The sequence below is a fragment of the Mesorhizobium sp. P3_A2 genome, assembly GCF_056403115.1.
In genome coordinates this window covers 177451-196674 of record NZ_JBFUGC010000007.1, presented here as the reverse complement: position 1 = coordinate 196674, position 19224 = coordinate 177451, and the positions used below count along the sequence as shown (strand labels likewise).

The 19224-nt window shown below is 62.9% G+C and carries 15 protein-coding genes; 10 read left to right on the top strand and 5 right to left on the bottom strand.

The window, feature by feature from the left end:
• Nucleotides 1-20 precede the first annotated feature (20 nt).
• Nucleotides 21-683 carry a phytochelatin synthase family protein gene (locus tag AC1DXM_RS17840; protein WP_477234732.1) on the bottom strand — a complete coding sequence of 221 codons (663 nt, stop codon included), beginning with the start codon at nt 681-683 and terminating at the stop codon, nt 21-23.
• A 146-nt stretch (nt 684-829) separates the two neighbouring features.
• Between AC1DXM_RS17840 and AC1DXM_RS17835 the strand changes: the two genes are divergently transcribed.
• The 4 genes from AC1DXM_RS17835 (at nt 830) to AC1DXM_RS17820 (ending at nt 4450) form a co-directional block, all read left to right on the top strand.
• Nucleotides 830-1255 (top strand): OsmC family protein, encoded by a 426-nt coding sequence (locus AC1DXM_RS17835; protein WP_477234730.1) that lies wholly within the window; start codon nt 830-832, stop codon nt 1253-1255.
• A gap of 13 nt (nt 1256-1268) precedes the next feature.
• Nucleotides 1269-1793 (top strand): carboxymuconolactone decarboxylase family protein, encoded by a 525-nt coding sequence (locus AC1DXM_RS17830; RefSeq protein ID WP_477234728.1) that lies wholly within the window; start codon nt 1269-1271, stop codon nt 1791-1793.
• Between the two features lie 114 nt (nt 1794-1907).
• Nucleotides 1908-2651 carry a 2OG-Fe(II) oxygenase gene (locus AC1DXM_RS17825; protein ID WP_477234726.1) on the top strand — a complete coding sequence of 248 codons (744 nt, stop codon included), beginning with the start codon at nt 1908-1910 and terminating at the stop codon, nt 2649-2651.
• A 176-nt stretch (nt 2652-2827) separates the two neighbouring features.
• On the top strand, nt 2828-4450 hold the full coding sequence (locus AC1DXM_RS17820; protein WP_477234724.1) for an ABC-F family ATP-binding cassette domain-containing protein: 1623 nt from the start codon (nt 2828-2830) through the stop codon (nt 4448-4450).
• Nucleotides 4451-4504: 54 nt separating this feature from the next.
• Here AC1DXM_RS17820 and AC1DXM_RS17815 read toward each other — a convergent pair whose 3' ends face one another.
• Nucleotides 4505-5905: a tetratricopeptide repeat protein gene (locus AC1DXM_RS17815; protein WP_477234722.1), complete on the bottom strand. Its 1401-nt coding sequence runs from the start codon at nt 5903-5905 to the stop codon at nt 4505-4507.
• Nucleotides 5906-5913: 8 nt separating this feature from the next.
• Here AC1DXM_RS17815 and AC1DXM_RS17810 point away from each other — a divergent pair, with 8 nt between their 5' ends.
• A complete protein-coding gene (locus AC1DXM_RS17810; protein ID WP_477234720.1) occupies nt 5914-6324 on the top strand; it encodes a hypothetical protein in 411 nt (136 codons plus the stop codon).
• A 114-nt stretch (nt 6325-6438) separates the two neighbouring features.
• On the opposite strand, the gene AC1DXM_RS17805 is transcribed toward AC1DXM_RS17810, so the two are convergent.
• The 3 genes from AC1DXM_RS17805 to AC1DXM_RS17795 form a co-directional block, all read right to left on the bottom strand.
• Nucleotides 6439-9042, bottom strand: a complete 2604-nt coding sequence (locus AC1DXM_RS17805) for a bifunctional diguanylate cyclase/phosphodiesterase (protein WP_477234718.1) — start codon at nt 9040-9042, stop codon at nt 6439-6441.
• A gap of 303 nt (nt 9043-9345) precedes the next feature.
• Complete coding sequence (locus AC1DXM_RS17800) at nt 9346-10239, bottom strand: hypothetical protein (protein ID WP_477234716.1); 894 nt, start codon at nt 10237-10239, stop codon at nt 9346-9348.
• 247 nt (nt 10240-10486) lie between these two features.
• Complete coding sequence (locus tag AC1DXM_RS17795) at nt 10487-12136, bottom strand: acyl-CoA synthetase (protein ID WP_477234714.1); 1650 nt, start codon at nt 12134-12136, stop codon at nt 10487-10489.
• A gap of 273 nt (nt 12137-12409) precedes the next feature.
• Here AC1DXM_RS17795 and AC1DXM_RS17790 point away from each other — a divergent pair, with 273 nt between their 5' ends.
• The 5 genes from AC1DXM_RS17790 to AC1DXM_RS17770 all read left to right on the top strand — a co-directional run bounded on the left by AC1DXM_RS17790 (nt 12410) and on the right by AC1DXM_RS17770 (nt 19216).
• Complete coding sequence (locus AC1DXM_RS17790) at nt 12410-13510, top strand: KamA family radical SAM protein (protein ID WP_477234712.1); 1101 nt, start codon at nt 12410-12412, stop codon at nt 13508-13510.
• 135 nt (nt 13511-13645) lie between these two features.
• Nucleotides 13646-17455, top strand: coding sequence for a methionine synthase (metH, locus tag AC1DXM_RS17785; protein ID WP_477234710.1), 3810 nt, complete (start codon nt 13646-13648; stop codon nt 17453-17455).
• A gap of 91 nt (nt 17456-17546) precedes the next feature.
• Nucleotides 17547-17732: a transcriptional regulator gene (locus tag AC1DXM_RS17780; RefSeq protein WP_477234708.1), complete on the top strand. Its 186-nt coding sequence runs from the start codon at nt 17547-17549 to the stop codon at nt 17730-17732.
• Between the two features lie 154 nt (nt 17733-17886).
• Nucleotides 17887-18126 (top strand): DUF680 domain-containing protein, encoded by a 240-nt coding sequence (locus AC1DXM_RS17775; protein ID WP_477234706.1) that lies wholly within the window; start codon nt 17887-17889, stop codon nt 18124-18126.
• Nucleotides 18127-18244: 118 nt separating this feature from the next.
• Entirely contained in the window at nt 18245-19216 is a 972-nt protein-coding gene (locus tag AC1DXM_RS17770; protein WP_477234704.1) for an MBL fold metallo-hydrolase, read from the top strand.
• Nucleotides 19217-19224: the final 8 nt, after the last annotated feature.

Below are 19224 nucleotides of genomic sequence, written 5' to 3'. Positions count from 1 at the left end.
GAAACCGCTTAGCGCCCCTGCTACTCGATCAGCAGCAAGCCGCGCTTCTTGTCGCCATCGCTGTCGATGGTGTCCATGGCCGAGAACAGGCGTTCACGCTCGATCAGCCAAGGCTTGTAGCGCTCGTTGACGTCGAGAACGAAAACCAAGTCCTCGGCCTCCAGATAGCCACCGATCGGTGAAAAATGACCACTGCCGGCGCCGAATATCGTCTCTCGGGTAAAGTTGATGATGTAGCGGCGGCCGGGGTCGTTGGCGTGCTTCATGTGCTCGCGGAACTCGTCGGCGCTTAGATTCCGAAGCACGGAGACTTTGCGCCCGGTTTTCGCCTGAGCGACGTCGGCAAGCTCGTCCAGCGTCAGACCGACGATGCAAAAGCCGGTCCAGCACTTTCCGGTTCCCGCGAGCACTTCGGCTTCGGTCGTCTCCTCTTCGCCGATCGAGCGGAATGTGTTTGCAATACTTGCCGGACCGCAGCGTGACGCGTTCGATTGCCAGTCAAGGTTGGCATTGAAGGTAGCAGCCACGGGCAACTTCCAGGCGCTGTCGATCAATGCCGGGGTACGAACAACCGACGACTGGATGGCGTCTGGCGAGACTGGGGACGGACCGACAATCAAAAATGCGGCACCGCAGAGCAGGCCAACGCCGGCAATCACAGCCAAAATGAAACTGCGCTTCATTGCTGAACCTCGAAGCAGACGATTTGTTCGTCGGTCGATGTTGCGATGTCGGCCCCGAGACTACCATATACCGGCATTGCGTGGCAGGGCACGCCGCCAGGGCGGCTGCGCCTTGCATTTTGCCCGGCCCCGAAAGGATAGTTGAAATGGCAGAACTCAAGGTCAGGACCCGAGAGACCGGCGCGCTGGCCGTGATGCCGCCGGGCGGCTTGCCGGTCGTGACAACACCGACCGGCGGCAGCGTCGATGTGGTGACCGGGGTCAACGCTCCGGGCTTCAATCCGCTCGACCTGCTCTATGCCTCCGTCGCCGCCTGCATGGTGCTGAGCGCCCGCATTGCCGCCACGCGCCTCGGGGTTGCCGCCGAGCTTGGCGAGGTGCGAGCCGATGTGAGGGGCGAGAAGGCAGAAGGCGATGTCTCCCGCGTCGGCCGGTTCATGATCGTGCTCGACGTCCAGGGCGATCTCGACGAAGCGACGAAAAGGCGGATTGTCGAGGACGCCGAAACGATCTGCACGGTGAGCAACACACTGCGCACGCCGCCCGAGCTTCACACCACGCTCGCCGGGTAACCAGGACCATCCCATGGCACGCATTTCCCCTGTTGATTACGACACGGCTTCGCCCGAAATCCGCGCCGAGCATGACAGGGAGCTCAGCCTGCGCGGCCGGATGACCAACATGAAGCGCATCCTGCTGCATTCGCCCGTGGCGCACCGCATCTATGCCGAATGGTTCACGCTGCGCGATCTGCTAAGGCCGACGCTCGACGACCGCGCCATCTGGCTGTTGTCGCTGGCGATCTCGCAAGTCTGCCGCGCGGAGATTCCGGTCACCTTCTTCCGCCGCGCGCTGATCGATGGCGGCCTTGATCCAGAGGCAGTCCAGCCAACTTCCGACGAGGCGTTACTGATCGAGTTCGGCAAGGCAGTCGCCGCCGACGCCAATGCCATTCCCAACGACATCTGGGCAGCACTGAAGGCCCGCTACGACGACACGCTGCTGGTCAACCTCGTCGCCTTCGCCGGCATCATGGTGGCGACCTGCGTGTTCACCAACGCGGTGCGGGTCGATCTTGATCCGGAGCTGGAGGGGTATCGCAAGCGGTGAAACCGCCGATCTCCCCCACGAGGGGGGAGATCGGCAGCTTCGTCCACCTCCGCAGGAATCGGGTGGTTCGCACCTCTCATCCGCCCCACTTTGATCGTATCAAAGGAGGCATCCATGACCATCCATTCGATAACCGCCAAACGCGCAACCCGTTCGGCCGAAGCGCGCGTCGCCGCGCAGGACTGGAGCGCCTTGGTCGGCGACCTGAACAGCTATGGCAGCGCTATCATGCCCGCGCTGCTCTCACCCGAGGAATGCGCCGAAATCGCCGCGCTCTATCCGCATGAGGAACATTTCCGCAGCCATGTGGTGATGGCGCGCCATGGCTTCGGCAAGGGCGAGTATCGCTATTTTCGCTACCCGTTGCCGGATCTCATCGGCGGCCTGCGCACCGCGCTCTACCCCAGGCTGGCCGGCGTCGCCAACGACTGGAACGAGCGCATGGGCGCAGCACAGCGTTATCCCGCCGATCACGCCGCCTTCCTCCAGCTTTGCCACGAAAACGGCCAAACGCGACCGACGCCGCTGCTCCTCCAATATGGTCCCGGCGACTTTAACTGCCTGCATCAGGATCTCTATGGCGATCTCGCCTTTCCCCTGCAGGTGGCGATCCTGCTGTCGCAGCCGGGTGAGGATTTCACCGGCGGCGAATTCGTGCTGACCGAGCAGCGCCCACGCATGCAGAGCCGCGCCGAGGTGGTGCCGCTGACCCAGGGCGACGCGGTGATTTTTGCTGTCCACAACCGCCCGGTGCAGGGAACGAAAGGGCATTACCGGGTCAACCTGAGGCACGGTGTCAGTCGCTTGCGTTCGGGACAGCGGCATACTGTGGGGATTATCTTCCACGACGCGAAGTAAAGGTGCGGCGCTGAAGCTGCCAATCTCCCCCCAAGTGGGGGAGATCGGCTGTCACCGTCGCCATCGCCAATTTTCACTGTCGACGCTGCGGCGTTTGCGCTCTTCCCTCGTCGCCTTCATTCGGGTAAGCGCTCGGGCAATCCCGCACATCCCCTTTTACCTTCCCGGACCGCCCCATGATCCGTCTTGAAAGCATCGGCAAGCAGAACGGCCGCCAGATCGTCTTCATCGAGGCCTCGGCCGCCTTGCAGAAGGGCGAGAAGGTTGGCCTTGTCGGGCCGAACGGCGCCGGCAAGACGACGCTGTTTCGCATGATCACCGGCCAGGAGCAGCCCGACGAGGGCCAGGTGCAGGTCGATCGCGGCGTCACCATCGGCTATTTCAGCCAGGATGTCGGCGACATGGCGGGCCATAGCGCGGTGGCCGAAGTGATGAACGGCGCCGGGCCGGTCAGCGACGTGGCGGCCGAAATGGCCGAACTCGAGGCGGCCATGGCCGATCCCGAGCAGGCCGACCGGATGGACGAGATCATCGAACAATATGGCGAGGCGCAGCACCGCTTCGAGGAGCTCGACGGCTATGCGCTCGACGGCCGCGCCCGCGAAGTGCTCGACGGCCTTGGCTTTTCGCAGGAGATGATGGACGGCGATGTCGGCAAGCTGTCCGGCGGCTGGAAGATGCGCGTGGCGCTCGCCCGCATCCTGTTGATGCGGCCCGACGTGATGCTGCTCGACGAGCCGTCGAACCATCTCGATCTCGAAAGCCTGATCTGGCTGGAGCAGTTTTTGAAAGGCTATGACGGTGCGCTGCTGATGACCTCGCACGATCGCGAGTTCATGAACCGCATCGTCAACAAGGTGGTCGAGATCGACGCCGGTTCGCTCACCGCCTATTCCGGCAATTACGAATTCTACCAGCAGCAGCGGGCGATCGCCGACAAGCAGCAGCAGGCGCAGTTCGAGCGCCAGCAGGCGATGCTGGCCAAGGAGATCGCCTTCATCGAGCGCTTCAAGGCGCGGGCGTCCCATGCCGCCCAGGTGCAGAGCCGGGTGAAGAAGCTCGACAAGATCGACCGCGTCGAGCCGCCCAAGCGCCGCCAGATCGTGAATTTCGATTTCCAGCCGGCGCCGCGCTGCGGCGAGGACGTGGTCACGTTGAAGAACGTCCACAAGGGTTATGGCAGCCGCTCGATCTATGAGGGGCTCGACTTCCAGGTCCGCCGCCGCGAACGCTGGTGCATCATGGGCGTCAACGGCGCCGGCAAGTCGACGCTGCTGAAGCTGGTCGCCGGCGCCGCCGACCCCGATGCCGGCACGGTGGCGCGTGGGCCGAGTGTGAAAATGGGCTATTTCGCCCAGCACGCCATGGAGGTGCTGGAAGGTGAGCGCACCGTGTTCCAGACGCTGGAGGACGCGTTTCCGCAGGCCGGCCAGGCGCCGCTCAGGGCGCTCGCCGGCTGTTTCGGTTTTTCCGGCGACGAGATCGAGAAGAAATGCCGCGTGCTGTCAGGCGGCGAGAAGGCGCGGCTGGTGATGGCGCTGATGCTGTTCGACCCGCCCAATCTTCTGGTGCTGGACGAGCCGACCAACCATCTCGACATCGCCACCAAGGAGATGCTGATCACGGCGCTGTCGCAATATGAAGGCACCATGCTGTTCGTCTCGCACGACCGCCATTTCCTGGCCGCACTCTCCAACCGCGTGCTGGAACTGACGCCGGAAGGCATCCACACCTATGGCGGCGGCTATACTGAATATGTCGAGCGGACCGGGCAGGAAGCGCCGGGGTTGCGGGCGTAACCCCGCCCGGCAGACGGACGCCTCGGCTCTCGTCCAAAGCGAAGACAGCACCCCCTAGGGCTTCTCCTCATACGCAGCAAGTGCTTTGGCGACGCCGGCAACGAGATGTTCAACATCACTTGCATGTTCATACGCAATCCCGGTTTGCGCAAACTGCATCGGCGAAAAGTCAGGCGCTATCCGCTTGATCTCTGCCATAATGCGCTGAGCTTCCTTCAGTTCGCCGAGTTGCGCGTGGCACCCCGCCAGCCTTGTCAGTCGCCAGGGAGACTTCGAGGGGACCTTGGACATGCTGACAAGCGCGGCCTTGTAGTCTCCAGCCGAGTACAGTGCGATGGCGCGATCATAGTGGTACCAGTCAGGATGGATCGGGTTGATCCGTATCGCACTGTCAATCGCCGCGAGTGCTTCAAGAGGCCTGCCTCTCATCGAGAGCAAGAACCCCATTTGCGCAATCGTATCGGCATCATAGGGATTGAGGTCGAGCGCGCGCTGAAGGTGATGTTCGGCCGCGTCGAACTGGCGGGCAGAGATCAGGGCCTGGGCGAGCACGCGGTGGCAGCGCGGCTCTTCCGGCGCCAGGGTGACCGCACACTCCGCGCGCTCGATCAGTGAAGCAAGCAATTCCGGGGACGCTTCGGCATAGCCACCGATAATGAGATCGGCGAGCGCGATGTAGGAATGCGCCAGGGCATAGGTCGGCTCCTTTTCGACCGCAGCCTGGAAAAGATCGCGCGCAGCCTCATTGTCATCATCGCCATAACCGCGCAGCCGGGCCAGTCCACGCAGGAGAAGCTCATATGCGGCCAGGCTGTCGGGAGGCTTTGGGGTTGCCTGCTTGACACCTGCGTCGTCCAGCCGGGCGACGAGCCGGTTCACTACACGGCGGGCGATTTCTTCCTGCATGTCGAAGATCTGGCCACCGGAAGCAGAAAAAGTATCGCTCCAGAGGACTCCACCCGTCGAAGCAGCAATGAGACTGACGGTGACCCGCATGCCGTCTGGGCGAGTCGCCGCCCTGCCGCGAACCAGATAGGTTGCGCCAAGGCTGTCGCCAACCGCACGCCAATCGGAAGCGGAATCCGAGACAAATGCAAATCCGGAATTGCGTGCCAGCACGACGACCCTTCCGAAGCGAGCCAGCGCATTGACAATGTCCTCGGCGAAACCGTCGATCAAAGGGGTGTCCTCCGGCGCACCCTCATTGCTGAAACGCAATACCGCGACGCTCGGCTGTCCGGAGCGCTCTTGCTTTGGCGCCTCGAGAAGAGACAGGACGTAGCCGCGTTTGGCGACCGTACGGATGATGGTTTGGCTTTCGTCCTGCAGTGCCTTTCGCAACTCCCTGACCGCTTGCGTCAGCGAGTCCTCGGTCACGAAGACATCAGGCCACACCGCCGACATCAGTTCCGATTTGGTCGCGACGCGTCCAACATTCCTGCTCAGATAGGTCAACAGATCAAATGCCTTGGAGCGCAGAGCAACAGGTTTTCCGTCGCGGAGAAGCTGCCCGCGCGCAAGATCAAGCTCGCAACTGCCAAGTGCCAGTGGTACGTGCCCTGGGTTTTCTCGCGACATTGAATGCCGATCTGACCAGCTCGACCAAACGCTGCCTGATTGGGGTCCCAATCGGCGCGGACGTCAAGGGATCAGGAGAATTTGATCCGACTTCACCTTGGCTGGAAGCCATCCGCCTCTCCACGGCGATGATCTCGAGCATTTCGAACATTGTTCCAGGCATGGGCGCACAAGGGGACGCAGCCATGACGGTGGATGCATATTCCAGCAGTTCCTGCCGGGCGGCTTGGCGCGTGCTCTCATTCACTGACATGTTCGACCTCATCCGGTTCGTCCATGAGAACAGTGAGGCCTAAGAACGGGCGCGTACCGGCAGATTTCTGAAATTCTGCTGAATCTTTCTGTCGATCCATGTCGAGCGGACCGGCAGGAAGCGCCGTGGTTACGGGGCTGGCGCTTTCCTTGGGACGTCAGCTCGCCGCCAGCCATTTGCGGGACTGGGCGAATGTCTTGAAGGCTTTTGCGTCCATCGGGTAGCCGAACAGGAAGCCTTGCAGGATATCGCAGCCAAGCTCTTTCAGGATCTGCGCGTGCTCCATGGTCTCGACGCCCTCGGCGATCACTTCGATACCGAGCGACTTGCCGATGTCGATGATGGACGACACCAGCTGCCGCTGCGCGGTTGAGCTGGTGATGGGTGTGACCAACTGGCGATCGATCTTGAGGCGACGCGGCCGCAACTTCAGGAGGGAGACGATCGAGGCATGTCCGGTGCCGAAATCGTCGATCTCGATGTCGATACCGAGCCCCTTTATGTGCTCGATGTTCCAGGTGACCAGTTCATCGTTTTCGTCGAGGAAAATGGACTCCACCAGCTCGAACGACACGGTCCCTTTCTTGATGGCAAGCTTGCGCAAACCCTTGATCAGGTCCTTGTCCTCCAGGCGCCTGGCGGAGACGTTGACCGACACGCGCGGGATGTTGAGGTGGCTGCGCGACCAGCGCTCGAAATCATCAAGCGCCTGCGTCAGGACAGTGCGGTCGATAAGCGCCACGACATTGAGTTCTTCAGCCACCTTGATGTAGGCGTCGGGGGTCAGCATGCCGCGTTGCGGATGGTCCCAACGCGACAGCGCCTCGACGCCGACGATCTCCAGCGTCCTGGCGTCGAACTGCGGCTGGTAGTAGACGACGAATTCGTTCCGCTCGAGTCCGCCCAGAATCTCGTCGGCGGTTTGCTTGGTCCGAACGATCTCGCTCTGCAGCTCTTCGTTGAAAAACTCGTAGCGGTTGCGGCCACGGCCTTTCGCCCGGTACAGGGCGAGATCGGTATTGACGAGCAACTGCTTGGCGTCGACGCCGCTGTTGGCTGCAATGCCGATGCTTACGCCGAACCGGCACTGGTGACCCAGATAGTCGACCGGCTGGCGCATGGCGTCGATGATGTGGTCGGCAAGCGCGGCGAGCTCCTTGTCGTCGCGTCCATGGCTCAGCACGACAAACTCGTCGCCGCCGATGCGCGCAACGAAATCGGCACCGCCGACGCTGGCCTGGATGACTTTCGAAGCATGCACCAACAATGCATCGCCGGCTGCGTGGCCGAGCGTGTCGTTGATCTGCTTGAAGCGGTCAAGGTCAAGATGCAGCAATGCTGCGCGGCCCTCGGCTTCGTGGTTTTCGGCAAGCATCTCATCCAGATATCGACGGTTGGGCAGGCCGGTCAGCGAATCGTGCAGCGCGACATGCTCGATGCGGGCCTTGGCCATATTGAGTTCGGCATTCTTCGTTTCTGAAAGGCGACGTTCGCGCACGAGATTCTCGTTGAGCAGCACATCCCAGGTCACATCCCATTCGGCGCCGATCATTTTTGATCCGCCGTTGATGTCCTGGAAGAAACTGGCGCGTGTGCGGACATGGCGAATGGTGCCGTCCGGGCGCAGGAGCCGATACTGTGAAGAGTAGGGGCCTTTTGTCGCCGCAGCCGAATCGAAGTCCGCTTTCGCTCGCTCGAAGTCTTCAGGGTGAATTGCCCGCGCCCAGTCGTCATAGCCGCGGGTCTTTCCGTCGGCGGGCTTGCCATAGATTTCGTTGATGCGGTCGTCCCATACGAGCTCGTTGCTGACGAGGTCGTGCTCCCACACGCCTATCCCCGAGGCCTCCAATGCCAGTTCCAGACGCCTGGACAGGCGCCTCAACTCGGCGTCATTTTTCTGTCGTTCACCGAAAAGACGTCCGGCCACGAGGATCGGCAGCACCACCAGCGCGCCGGCGAGCCCCATGAGCGTCCACACCAGCCACTCATTTTTCGGAGCGGTCGGCCAGCCGCCCCTCGGTATGGCCGAAATCTGCCAGGAGCCTGAAGGCAGTTGCACCTCCGCCGTCACCGGATTGCCGGCCACGACATTGTCGCCGCCGAAGAACAGTTCGCCGCCGCCCCCCAGCGCATCCTTGCCGATGAGCGCCACATCGATATCCAGGTCAGGGTCGGTCAGTCCGCTCGCGCTGTAGAGCCGATCGATATCGATCACGGCCGAGACAATCCCCCAAAAACGGTCGCCGCCACCCGCCGTCGGCACGAAGACCGGGATACGGCCGATGAATCCACGCCCGCCTTGCGCCAGTTTGACCGGCCCGGCGAGCACCAGTGCGCGCTGGTCACGGGCCCGAAGCGCAGCCATGCGTTGCGCCTCGGTCTTGCGGTAGTCCAGCCCGATGGCTTTTTCATTGCCTTCCAGCGGATATATCAGCGCGATGACGAGGTCGGGCGCGCCGGCAACGTCGCGCAACTGCGATTTTTGCTCGAACAGATTGCGGGCGAGCGCCGCAAATCTCTGCTGGCCCATATAGGGCTCGGTAACGATCGTCGAAACGAGACCCTGAACCAGCTGGAGGTTGCCGGCAATGTTGCCTTCGAGCTTGGCACGTATGATGTTGACCTTGGCAAGGACGTCAGCGCGCGCCAGCTGATCGGAGACCTCTCTGTTCCTCTGGTCGGCAACCAGGGCACAGACGAGAAGCACAACAAAGGCAATCGCCGCCGGCAAGTTGGCGGAAGAAAAAATGGCCCGTTTCAACCGGCCGGGATTAAACTTCGCTCCTGCCAATTCGATCCGAATACCTTTCCAGGACAGTAGTCCGTCGATCGACCATAGTAGCTAAAGTTTAAATTTGAACTTCAAGGCGATCCTGAGAATAAACGTTGAGATCTTGGTTGTCAGCATAGGGGCGAAAGCTGAGTGCCTTGCGACGAGAACGAAGGTCCAGAGCGGTTCCCTGAACAATGAATTGCGCAAGCGGCATCGGGCGGCCGCTCGGAACCTTCGCATCCGAAATCGGGAAAAGCCGACTGACCTCGCCGCGAGGCTCTTCCGCGCGCCTTACTTTCCCGCCATCTGATCGGCCAGCGCCTGCGCCTGGGCGAGCAGCGCCGGGAAAGCCGGGTCTGCCGGCAGATGCTGGCCCATGCAGGCGCGATAGTCGCTGTCGCCTTTGTCCCAGGCGGCGTTGGAGGATTCGAACGCTTTTTCGTCCTTGAGGTCCGAAGCCTGGTAGGCTTCCTGGAATTTCTGCGCGGCGGCATCCGCAGCAGCCCAGACGGCGTCGCAGGCGGCGATCTTCGGAACGGCAGGGGCCGCCGGCGCCGCTGTGATCATGACGCTCTTGCCTTTGACGAGCGTAACGACGACTTCCTGCTCGTAGATCGGTCCGACGTCCTGCGTCCAGCCGCCGAGCCGTGCGAAGGCAATGTCGGCGCCTTGAGGCGTCTTCAGCGGAAAGTCGAGCGTCCCTTCAAAGGCGGCGTCGCTGTTGATCGCCTGGGTATAGAAAGCATCGAGCTTCAGCGCTGCATCGATACTGTCAGGCAGTTTGAAACTCTCGTCGGTCTCAGTGGCTTTGGCCTGGAGCCAGCGCTCCAGCAGCCCTCGCGTCGTTGCCACCAGGGTGGGGCCGTCGTCGCCTTTGGTGTATCGCAGCCCATCGAGCATGCCGTAGCCGATGTCGGAGTCGCTGAGGCTTTCGATATTGATCGTGCCGGTTGCCGGAAAATCCTTGACCGCCAAGGGGCCGATGATGCCGGAAAGACGCTGTTGCAGGTCGGCCAGCGCCTTCTCGTTCTGGGCGTCGATGGTTTCGATCGCCGTGTTCGCGTCGTTCAGCGCCGCGATGGCCGCAATCGCCTTGTCGCGCGCGGCGATATAGTCATCCTCCGGCGAGGCCGCGAAAGCAGTACTACTCGCCAGCGCGAACACAATCGTCCAGACCATCCGCATGATTAAAAACCCGCTCTACGTCCCACCCGGGGATATACACGACGAGGTTGGGCCGAAAAAAGACGGCGCCGAAGCTGCTTATCTCCCCCCTTGAGGGGGAGATGTCGCCGAAGGCGACAGAGGGGGTCGGCACGACCGGACGCGACACCCTTCGCCGGCAGAGGAGGCTGGCGCTTCATGCGTGGCGACCCCCTCTGGCCTGCCGGCCATCTCCCCCTCAAGGGGGGAGATGAGCAGCTTCAGCGCCTCAGCCTGCCTTGCGCTTCTCCACCTCCGCCCTCCTCAGCAGGAAGCGCTGGATCTTGCCGCTCGGCGTCTTTGGCAGTTCTGTGACGAATTCGACCTCGCGCGGGTAGGAGTGCGCGGAGAGCCGCTTCTTGACGTGTTGGGCAAGCTCTTCGGCGAGGTCTGGATTGCCCTTGTAGGCCGGCGCCAGCACCACGAAGGCCTTGACGATCTCGGTGCGCCGCGGATCGGGCACGCCGACGACGGCCGCCTCGTTGACCGCCGGATGCTCGATCAGCGCGCTTTCGACGTCGAAGGGGCCGATGCGGTAGCCGGCCGATGTGATGACGTCGTCGGCGCGGCCGATGAAGGATACCGAACCGTCCGGCTCATACTCCACCGTGTCGCCGGTGCGGTAATAGCCGCCCGCGATCGCCGGCGTCTCGGCCTGGTGATAACCCTCGAACCAGCGCAGCGGCGATTTTTCGATGTCGACGGCGAGGATGCCGGGCTGGTTGGGGCCGAGCTCGTTGCCGGCATCGTCCAGCACCACCATACGGTAGCCCGGCATCGGGAAACCCGCCGAACCTTGGCGCACCGGGTGCGAGAGGCCGTGATGGTTGTTGACCATCATGCCGTTTTCGGTCTGGCCGTAATGGTCGTGGATCGGGGCGGCGAGATGAGCGTCGAACCAGCGGATCACTTCCGGATTGAGCGGCTCGCCGGCGCTGCTCACCACGCGCAGCCTGCCTTTGACACGGGCGGCCGCGTCAGGCCCTTCCGCCATCAGCAGGCGATAGGCTGTGGGTGAGCCGGCGAGGCTGGTGACGCCGAGCCGCTCGATGATGTCGTAGGTGCTTTTGGCGTTGAAGGCGCCTTCATAGAATGTGGTGGCGATGCCGAGCTGCAACGGACCGGTGATGGCATAATAGAGGCCGTAGGCCCAGCCGGGATCGGCGATGTTCCAGAAGATATCGTCGGGCAGCAAGCCGATCGCGTCGCGCATATAGGCGCCGAAGGAGAGCAGGGCGTTGAGCGGCACCGGCACGCCTTTCGGGTGCCCTGTCGTGCCGGAGGTCGACATCATCATAAACAGATCGTCGCCCTTACGCATCACCGGGTCGCAGTTTGGCGAGACGGCGGCGAGCGCGGCGCGGAAATCGATGTCGCCGGCGGGCAGGGGATCGCCGGCGCCGAGGATGGTCGCGATGCGTGGATGGTTCTCGACCTCGTCGAGCTTGCCGCGATTGGCCATATTGGTCACCACGACCTTGGCGCCGCTATAGCCGAGACGGTGCTCGATCGCCTTCGGGCCGAAGGCGGTGAACAGCGGCTGGTAGACCGCGCCAATGCGCCATGTGCCGAGAATCAGCGTCACCAGTTCGGGGACGCGCGGCAGCATGCCGGCGACGACATCGCCGTCACCGACGCCAGCAGCCTTGAGCACTTTGGCGGCGCGACCCGACATGTCGGCGAGATCGTCGAAGCTGAATTCTCGCAATTCGCCGCTGGCCGAGATCGCGCGCAGCGCCAGCCGGTTTTCACCGGTGTAGCGGCCGCAGCATTCGACATAGGCATTGATGCCGGTTGCAGGGTTGCCATGCAACCGGGCGATCTCGTCTTCGATGCGAAAGCGCTGAACGGCATCCTCATAGCGCGGTCTTTTGCTCATGGCAGTCCCTCCCTGTCAGCGCCCATCTCCCCCTGGGAGCGCCTTGTCCGTCAGATTGCCTGAAATAATGGCGATGGTCGATTGCGGCGAAAGTCGGGGATCAGCCACTTTCACCCCGTTTACGGGGAGAAATGCCCGGCAGGGCAATGAGGGGCGGCTCCTGCCTCCGAGATGGGGGGACTCTGCGGATCAAAGTGGGAGGGGCAACAGACGGTTGACCAACTGCGCCATCCGGCCGATAGCTCCGCCCAAATTGCTGCTCCGAGACCTCCAATGACCACAGACACCAATCTCAAAGCCGCCGATGCCGACAGCGCCTGGCAGGACGACGTCCGCGCCGGCGTCCGCCACGTCCGCGATCTCGCTTCGCTGCCGCTGTCGCCGGCCGAGCGCGCGGCGGCGCAGGAAGCCGCCGTGCGGCACAAGGTGCGTGCCCCAAAAACCTATCTCGACCTGATCGACTGGAACGATCCCACCGACCCGATCCGCGCGCAAATCATTCCGTCGCCGGATGAGCTGGTGGAAACCGAGGGCGAACTCGACGATCCGATCGCCGACCATGCCTTCAGCCCGGTGCCGCGACTGACGCACCGCCATGCCGACCGCGTGCTGTTGTTCCCGACCTATCAATGCGCGGTCTATTGCCGCTTCTGCTTCCGCAAGGAGTCCCTGACCTCGATCGGCCGCGGTTACACGCGCGAGGCTCTCGAAGAGGCTTTTGCCTATATCGAAGCCCGCACCGAAATCCGCGAGGTGATCCTGACCGGTGGCGATCCGCTGTCGCTGCCGGACAAGGCGCTGGCCGAAATCCGTGCCCGCATCGAGGCGATCGCGCATGTGCGGCTGCTGCGCATCCACACCCGTGTGCCTGTCGTGCTGCCCGCGCGGATCACGCCGGGGCTGGTTGGCGCCTTGCAGGGCCGGCTGATGGTCACAATCGTCACCCATTTCAACCACGCGCGCGAAATCACGCCGGCCACCGAATTGGCCTGTCGCACCATGCGCCAGACAGGCTTCGTGCTGCTCAACCAGAGCGTCCTGCTCAAGGGCGTCAACGACACGGTGGAAGTGCTGGAGGAACTCTGCCGCGAGCTGATGTATCGTCTGGGGGTAAAGCCCTATTACCTGCACCATGGCGATCTCGCGCGCGGCATGGCGCATCGGCGCACCACCATTGCCGAGGGACAGGCGCTGGCCGGCGCGCTGCGCGCCCGCCTGTCGGGCATCTGCAACCCCGTCTATGTGCTGGACCTGCCGGAAGGCGGCGGCAAGGTGCCGCTGGGGCCGTGCCATATCGAGGCCCGGGACGGGCAGGACTGGCGCATTCGCGGCCAGGATGGCGGGGTGAGAGTATATCGCGACGTGGTGGGATAGGCACGGCGGTTCGCCAATGACCGCTGGCGACCCGCTGTGATCATGTTGATTGACCGGCCCTGACACGTTCGTCGGCATCTCGTATATTGACATAAAGATATCCTTATGTGATGGTTGTCGCCCCGAGGATAAAAAATGTCGCAGAATTCTGCATCGCTGGATGCGTTGTTCGGCCCCGTCGCGGTAAAGCCCGACGGTTCCGAAGTGCTTGCGGCACTCACCGCGGCGGCGCGCGAGCGCATCCTCATCCTTGACGGCGCCATGGGGACGCAGATCCAGGGTCTCGGTTTCGACGAGGAGCATTTTCGCGGCGAGGCTTTCGCCGGCTGCGCCTGCCACCAGCAGGGCAACAACGACCTCCTGATCCTGACGCAGCCAGCGGCGATCGAGGAGATCCACTATCAATACGCCATCGCCGGCGCCGACATCCTTGAGACCAACACCTTTTCCTCGACTTCGATCGCCCAGGCCGACTATGGCATGGAGGATGCCGTCTATGCGCTGAATCGCGACGGTGCGCGGCTGGTGCGGCGCGCCGCCATTCGCGCCGAGCAGGAAGACGGCAAGCGCCGCTTCGTCGCCGGCGCGCTGGGGCCGACCAACCGCACCGCCTCGATGTCACCCGACGTCAACAATCCCGGCTATCGCGCCGTGACCTTCGACGATCTGCGCCTGGCCTATGGCGAGCAGTTGCGCGGGCTGATCGACGGCGGCGCCGATATTATCCTGATCGAGACCATCTTCGACACGCTGAACGCCAAGGCGGCGATCTTCGCCTGCAACGAGATTTTCCTCGAGAAGGGCGTGCATCTGCCGGTGATGATTTCCGGCACCATCACCGATCTCTCCGGCCGCACCCTGTCGGGTCAGACGCCGACAGCCTTCTGGCATTCGGTGCGCCATGCCAGCCCGTTCACCATCGGCCTCAACTGCGCGCTCGGCGCCAACGCCATGCGCGCGCATCTGGCCGAAATATCGGGCGCCGCCGACACCTTCGTCTGCGCCTATCCGAATGCCGGCCTGCCGAATGAATTCGGTCGCTATGACGAGAGCCCGGACTTCATGGCCGCGCAGATCGAGGATTTTGCCAGGGAAGGGCTGGTCAATGTTGTCGGCGGTTGCTGCGGCTCGACGCCGGACCACATCCGGGCGATTGCCGAAGCGGTCAAAAAATATCCGCCGCGCGCCATCCCCGAGATCACGCGCAAGATGCGCCTGTCCGGGCTGGAGCCGTTCACGCTGACCGACGAGATTCCCTTCGTCAATGTCGGCGAGCGCACCAACGTCACCGGCTCGGCCAAGTTCAGGAAGCTGATCACGGCGGGCGATTATGTCCTCGCGCTCGACGTGGCGCGCGACCAGGTCGCCAATGGCGCGCAGATCATCGACATCAACATGGACGAAGGCCTGATCGATTCGAAGAAGGCGATGGTCGAGTATCTCAACCTCATCGCCGCCGAGCCGGACATCGCCCGTGTCCCGGTCATGGTCGACTCCTCGAAATGGGAGATCATCGAGGCCGGCCTCAAATGCGTGCAGGGCAAGCCGCTGGTCAATTCCATCTCGATGAAGGAAGGCGAGGAAGCGTTCCTCCATCATGCCAGGCTGGTGCGCGCCTATGGCGCGGCGGTGGTCGTCATGGCCTTCGACGAGGCCGGCCAGGCCGACACCAAGGCGCGCAAGGTCGAGATTTGCACCCGCGCCTACAAGCTGCTCACCGAACAGGCCGGCTTCCCGCCTGAGGATATCGTCTTCGACCCCAATGTCTTCGCGGTCGCCACCGGCATCGAGGAGCATGACAATTACGGCGTCGACTTCATCGAGGCCACCGGCGAGATCACCGGTACGCTGCCGCATGTCCATATCTCGGGCGGCGTCTCGAACCTGTCCTTCTCGTTCCGCGGCAACGAGCCGGTGCGCGAGGCCATGCACGCCGTGTTCCTCTACCACGCCATCCAGCGCGGCATGGATATGGGCATCGTCAATGCCGGCCAATTGGCCGTCTACGATACGATCGAGCCGGAGCTGCGCGAGGCCTGCGAGGATGTCGTGCTCAACCGCGCACCCAGGGCCGGCGGCACCGCCACCGAGCGCATGCTGGAGATCGCCGAGCGCTTCAAGGGCGCCGCCGGCAAGGAGGGCAAGGAGCGCGATCTCGCCTGGCGCGAGCTGCCGGTCGAAGGGCGCATTTCGCATGCGCTGGTCAACGGCATCACTGAATTCATCGACGCCGACACCGAGGAAGCGCGGCTTGCCGCCGAGCGCCCATTGCATGTCATCGAAGGCCCGCTGATGGCCGGTATGAATGTCGTCGGCGACCTGTTTGGCGCCGGAAAAATGTTCCTGCCGCAAGTGGTGAAGTCGGCGCGGGTGATGAAGCAGGCGGTGGCCGGATTGCTGCCGCATATGGAGGCCGAAAAACTGACCAACGCCGCCAACGGCATCGACAATGGCGAGCGCCAGACGGCGGGCAAAATCCTGATGGCGACGGTGAAGGGCGATGTCCACGACATCGGCAAGAACATCGTCGGCGTTGTGCTTGCCTGCAACAATTACGAGATCATCGATCTCGGCGTCATGGTGCCGGCGGCGAAGATCCTGCAGACGGCGCGCGAGCAAAATGTCGACATCATCGGCCTCTCCGGCCTGATCACGCCGTCGCTGGACGAGATGGTGCACATGGCCGCCGAGATGGAGCGCGAAGGCTTTGACATCCCGCTGCTGATCGGCGGCGCGACGACCAGCCGCGTGCACACGGCGGTGAAGATCCACCCGCGCTATTCCAAGGGGCAGACGGTCTATGTCACCGACGCCAGCCGGGCGGTCGGCGTGGTCTCATCGCTGCTGTCCAACGACGGCAAGGCGGACTATGTCGACACGGTGCGGGCCGAGTACAAGAAGGTCGCCGACGCGCATGCCCGCTCCGAGGCCGACAAGCAGCGGCTGCCGCTGGCCAGAGCGAGGGCCAATGCGCACAAGGTCGACTGGTCTGCCTACCAGCCGCCGAAGCCGTCCTTCACCGGCGTGAAGGTGTTCGAGAACTGGGACCTTGCGGAACTCGCGCGCTACATCGACTGGACGCCGTTCTTCCAGACCTGGGAGTTGAAGGGGCGTTATCCCAAGATCCTCGAGGATGAAGCGCAGGGACCTGCAGCGCGCCAGCTGTTCGAGGATGCACAGGCGATGCTGAAGAAAATCATCGCCGAAAAGTGGTTTGCGCCGCGCGGCGTCATCGGTTTCTGGCCGGCCAACACCGTCGGCGACGACATAAGGCTGTTCACGGATGAGGAACGCTCGCAGGAGCTGGCGACCTTCTTCACGCTGCGCCAGCAACTGACCAAGCGCGACGGCAAGGCCAATGTCGCGCTGTCGGATTTCGTCGCCCCGGCCGAGAGCGGCACGCACGATTACATCGGTGGTTTCATCGTCACCGCCGGCATCGAGGAGGTGGCGATCGCTGAGCGTTTCGAACGGGCCAATGACGACTATTCGTCGATCATGGTCAAGGCGCTGGCCGACCGTTTCGCCGAAGCCTTCGCCGAGCGCATGCACGAGAAGGTGCGCAAGGACTTCTGGGGCTACGCGGCCGACGAGGCGCTCGCGCCGGACGATCTGATCGGCGAGCCCTATCGCGGCATCCGCCCGGCGCCCGGCTATCCCGCGCAACCCGACCATACCGAGAAGGCCACGCTGTTCCGGTTGCTCGACGGCGAGCGCAATGCCGGCGTCAGCCTGACAGAGAGCTACGCGATGTGGCCGGGATCGTCGGTGTCCGGCCTCTATCTCGCGCATCCCGAAAGCTATTATTTCGGCGTCGCCAAGGTCGAGCGGGACCAGGTCGAGGATTACGCCCGCCGCAAGGCCATGCCCTTGGCTGAGGCCGAGCGCTGGCTCGGCCCGATCCTCAACTATGTGCCCGTGGATTATGCAGAGGCGGCCGAGTAGGCGCGGCCCCTGCGCGTCGGTAAAATCACTCTTGATCAAATTCGTCGAGACGCGCAAAGGACTCCGGCAAGATTGATCCGGAGAAGGTGGGATGGAAAACATTCGACCCATTGAAACCGAAGCCGAGTACGGCCGGGCGATTGCGGAGATCGCCAAATATTTTGAGAATGAGCCTGAGTTCGGCTCTGTTAAAGCTGACCGCTTCCACGTCCTCGAAACGCTGATCGCAGCCTATGAGGACAAGCACTATCCAATTCAAGCGCGCAACCGCGCCTGATCCGACCCAGCGTCTGCTCGACCGCCCCTTGATTTCTCCCCCTCCAAAAAAATCTCACCGCACCGGGGAATAAAGCGCAGCCCTTCCGGGTCTTGTTATCAGCGGGGCCATTCCGGCCCGCGACCCCGAAGAAACAAAACAAGGAATTTTGGACATGACCAAGCTCGCTTTCAGCGTGGGTGCGATGCTGCTTGCCTCGAGCGCTGCCTTTGCCGGCAGCGACCACTTCACCAACAAGGCCAACCAGCCTGCCGTCGACACCAATGCCACCGCGTCAATTCCCTACACAGCGCACCAGGACGGCGTCGATGCCAAGGTGACGACGGGGCCGAACCAGGACTCGGTGCAGGACATCATTGCCCGGCACAATCGCGACAGCATCTGGGGCCGCTGAGTGATGGGCGCCGGCGCCGGATCCGCGCCGCCGCCTCAACCGGTCAGGACGGGGAGCTAGCGCTCTCCGTCATCTCTCTTCCGCGACTTCGGACACCACTCACAAGAGGAGATCACCCATGTTCACAATGACACGTCGCACATTGCTTGGAACCACGCTCGCTGCAACCGCCTTCGGCCTTGCCGGCAAGCTCGAATTCACTCAAGCCGCCTTCGCCGAAACGCCGGTCGAGCCGTCGATCGGCTTCTACAAATACAAGGTCGGCGATATCGAGGTCACCGCCATCTATGACGGCATTTGGCGCAAGCCCCATGACCCGGCCTTCATCAAGGATGTCTCGGTCGACGACACCAAGGCCGCACTCGCCAAGGCAGGGCTGACCACCGACTTCATGCCCATCCCGCTCACCGTCGTCGTGCTCGAGATGAACGGCAAGCTGATCATGATGGATGCCGGCTCGGGCGTCGGCCAGTGGCAGACCAACGCCACGCATCTGCCGGCCAACATGGCCGCTGCCGGCATCGACTACAAGGCGATCGACACCATCATGATCTCGCATTTCCACCCCGACCATGTCTGGGGCCTGATGGAGAAGGGCACCAATGCGCCGGTGTTCCCCAATGCCGAGCTGATCGTCAACGCCACCGAATACGTCTGGTGGACCGACCCCAGTCGGCTGGCGAAGCTGCCTGAGGGACGCAAGCCCGCTGGCAAGCGCATCGCCGAAAATTTCCCGAAATGGAAGAACTGGAAGCTGGTTCAGGACGGCGCCGAAGTCGTGCCCGGCATCCAGATCATCGCCGCCCCGGGCCACACGCCGGGCCACTCGGTCTACCTCGCCAACTCCGGCAAGGAACAGCTGATGATCTCGGCCGATACAATGTATGTGCCGGCCCTGCTGGCGCCGCATCCGGAGTGGCAGGGCAGCTACGACCAGGACGGACCGACGGCGATCACTACTCGCCACAAGATCATCGACCGGGTGATCGCGGACAACATCCGCATTTCCGGTTCGCACTTCCCGTTCCCCGGCACCGGCGTCTTCGTCAAGGACGGCAATGCCTATGGCTTCACTCCCGTTCAACTTTGAACGGGCAA

Coding starts and splice junctions, on each gene's coding strand:
- metH (WP_477234710.1), top strand. CDS start 13,646: ATGTCGCAGAATTCTGCATCGCTGGATGCGTTGTTCGGCCCCGTCGCG.
- AC1DXM_RS17810 (WP_477234720.1), top strand. CDS start 5,914: ATGCCTTGGAGCGCAGAGCAACAGGTTTTCCGTCGCGGAGAAGCTGCC.
- AC1DXM_RS17780 (WP_477234708.1), top strand. CDS start 17,547: ATGGAAAACATTCGACCCATTGAAACCGAAGCCGAGTACGGCCGGGCG.
- AC1DXM_RS17775 (WP_477234706.1), top strand. CDS start 17,887: ATGACCAAGCTCGCTTTCAGCGTGGGTGCGATGCTGCTTGCCTCGAGC.
- AC1DXM_RS17770 (WP_477234704.1), top strand. CDS start 18,245: ATGTTCACAATGACACGTCGCACATTGCTTGGAACCACGCTCGCTGCA.
- AC1DXM_RS17830 (WP_477234728.1), top strand. CDS start 1,269: ATGGCACGCATTTCCCCTGTTGATTACGACACGGCTTCGCCCGAAATC.
- AC1DXM_RS17825 (WP_477234726.1), top strand. CDS start 1,908: ATGACCATCCATTCGATAACCGCCAAACGCGCAACCCGTTCGGCCGAA.
- AC1DXM_RS17800 (WP_477234716.1), bottom strand. CDS start 10,239: ATGCGGATGGTCTGGACGATTGTGTTCGCGCTGGCGAGTAGTACTGCT.
- AC1DXM_RS17840 (WP_477234732.1), bottom strand. CDS start 683: ATGAAGCGCAGTTTCATTTTGGCTGTGATTGCCGGCGTTGGCCTGCTC.
- AC1DXM_RS17790 (WP_477234712.1), top strand. CDS start 12,410: ATGACCACAGACACCAATCTCAAAGCCGCCGATGCCGACAGCGCCTGG.
- AC1DXM_RS17835 (WP_477234730.1), top strand. CDS start 830: ATGGCAGAACTCAAGGTCAGGACCCGAGAGACCGGCGCGCTGGCCGTG.
- AC1DXM_RS17795 (WP_477234714.1), bottom strand. CDS start 12,136: ATGAGCAAAAGACCGCGCTATGAGGATGCCGTTCAGCGCTTTCGCATC.
- AC1DXM_RS17820 (WP_477234724.1), top strand. CDS start 2,828: ATGATCCGTCTTGAAAGCATCGGCAAGCAGAACGGCCGCCAGATCGTC.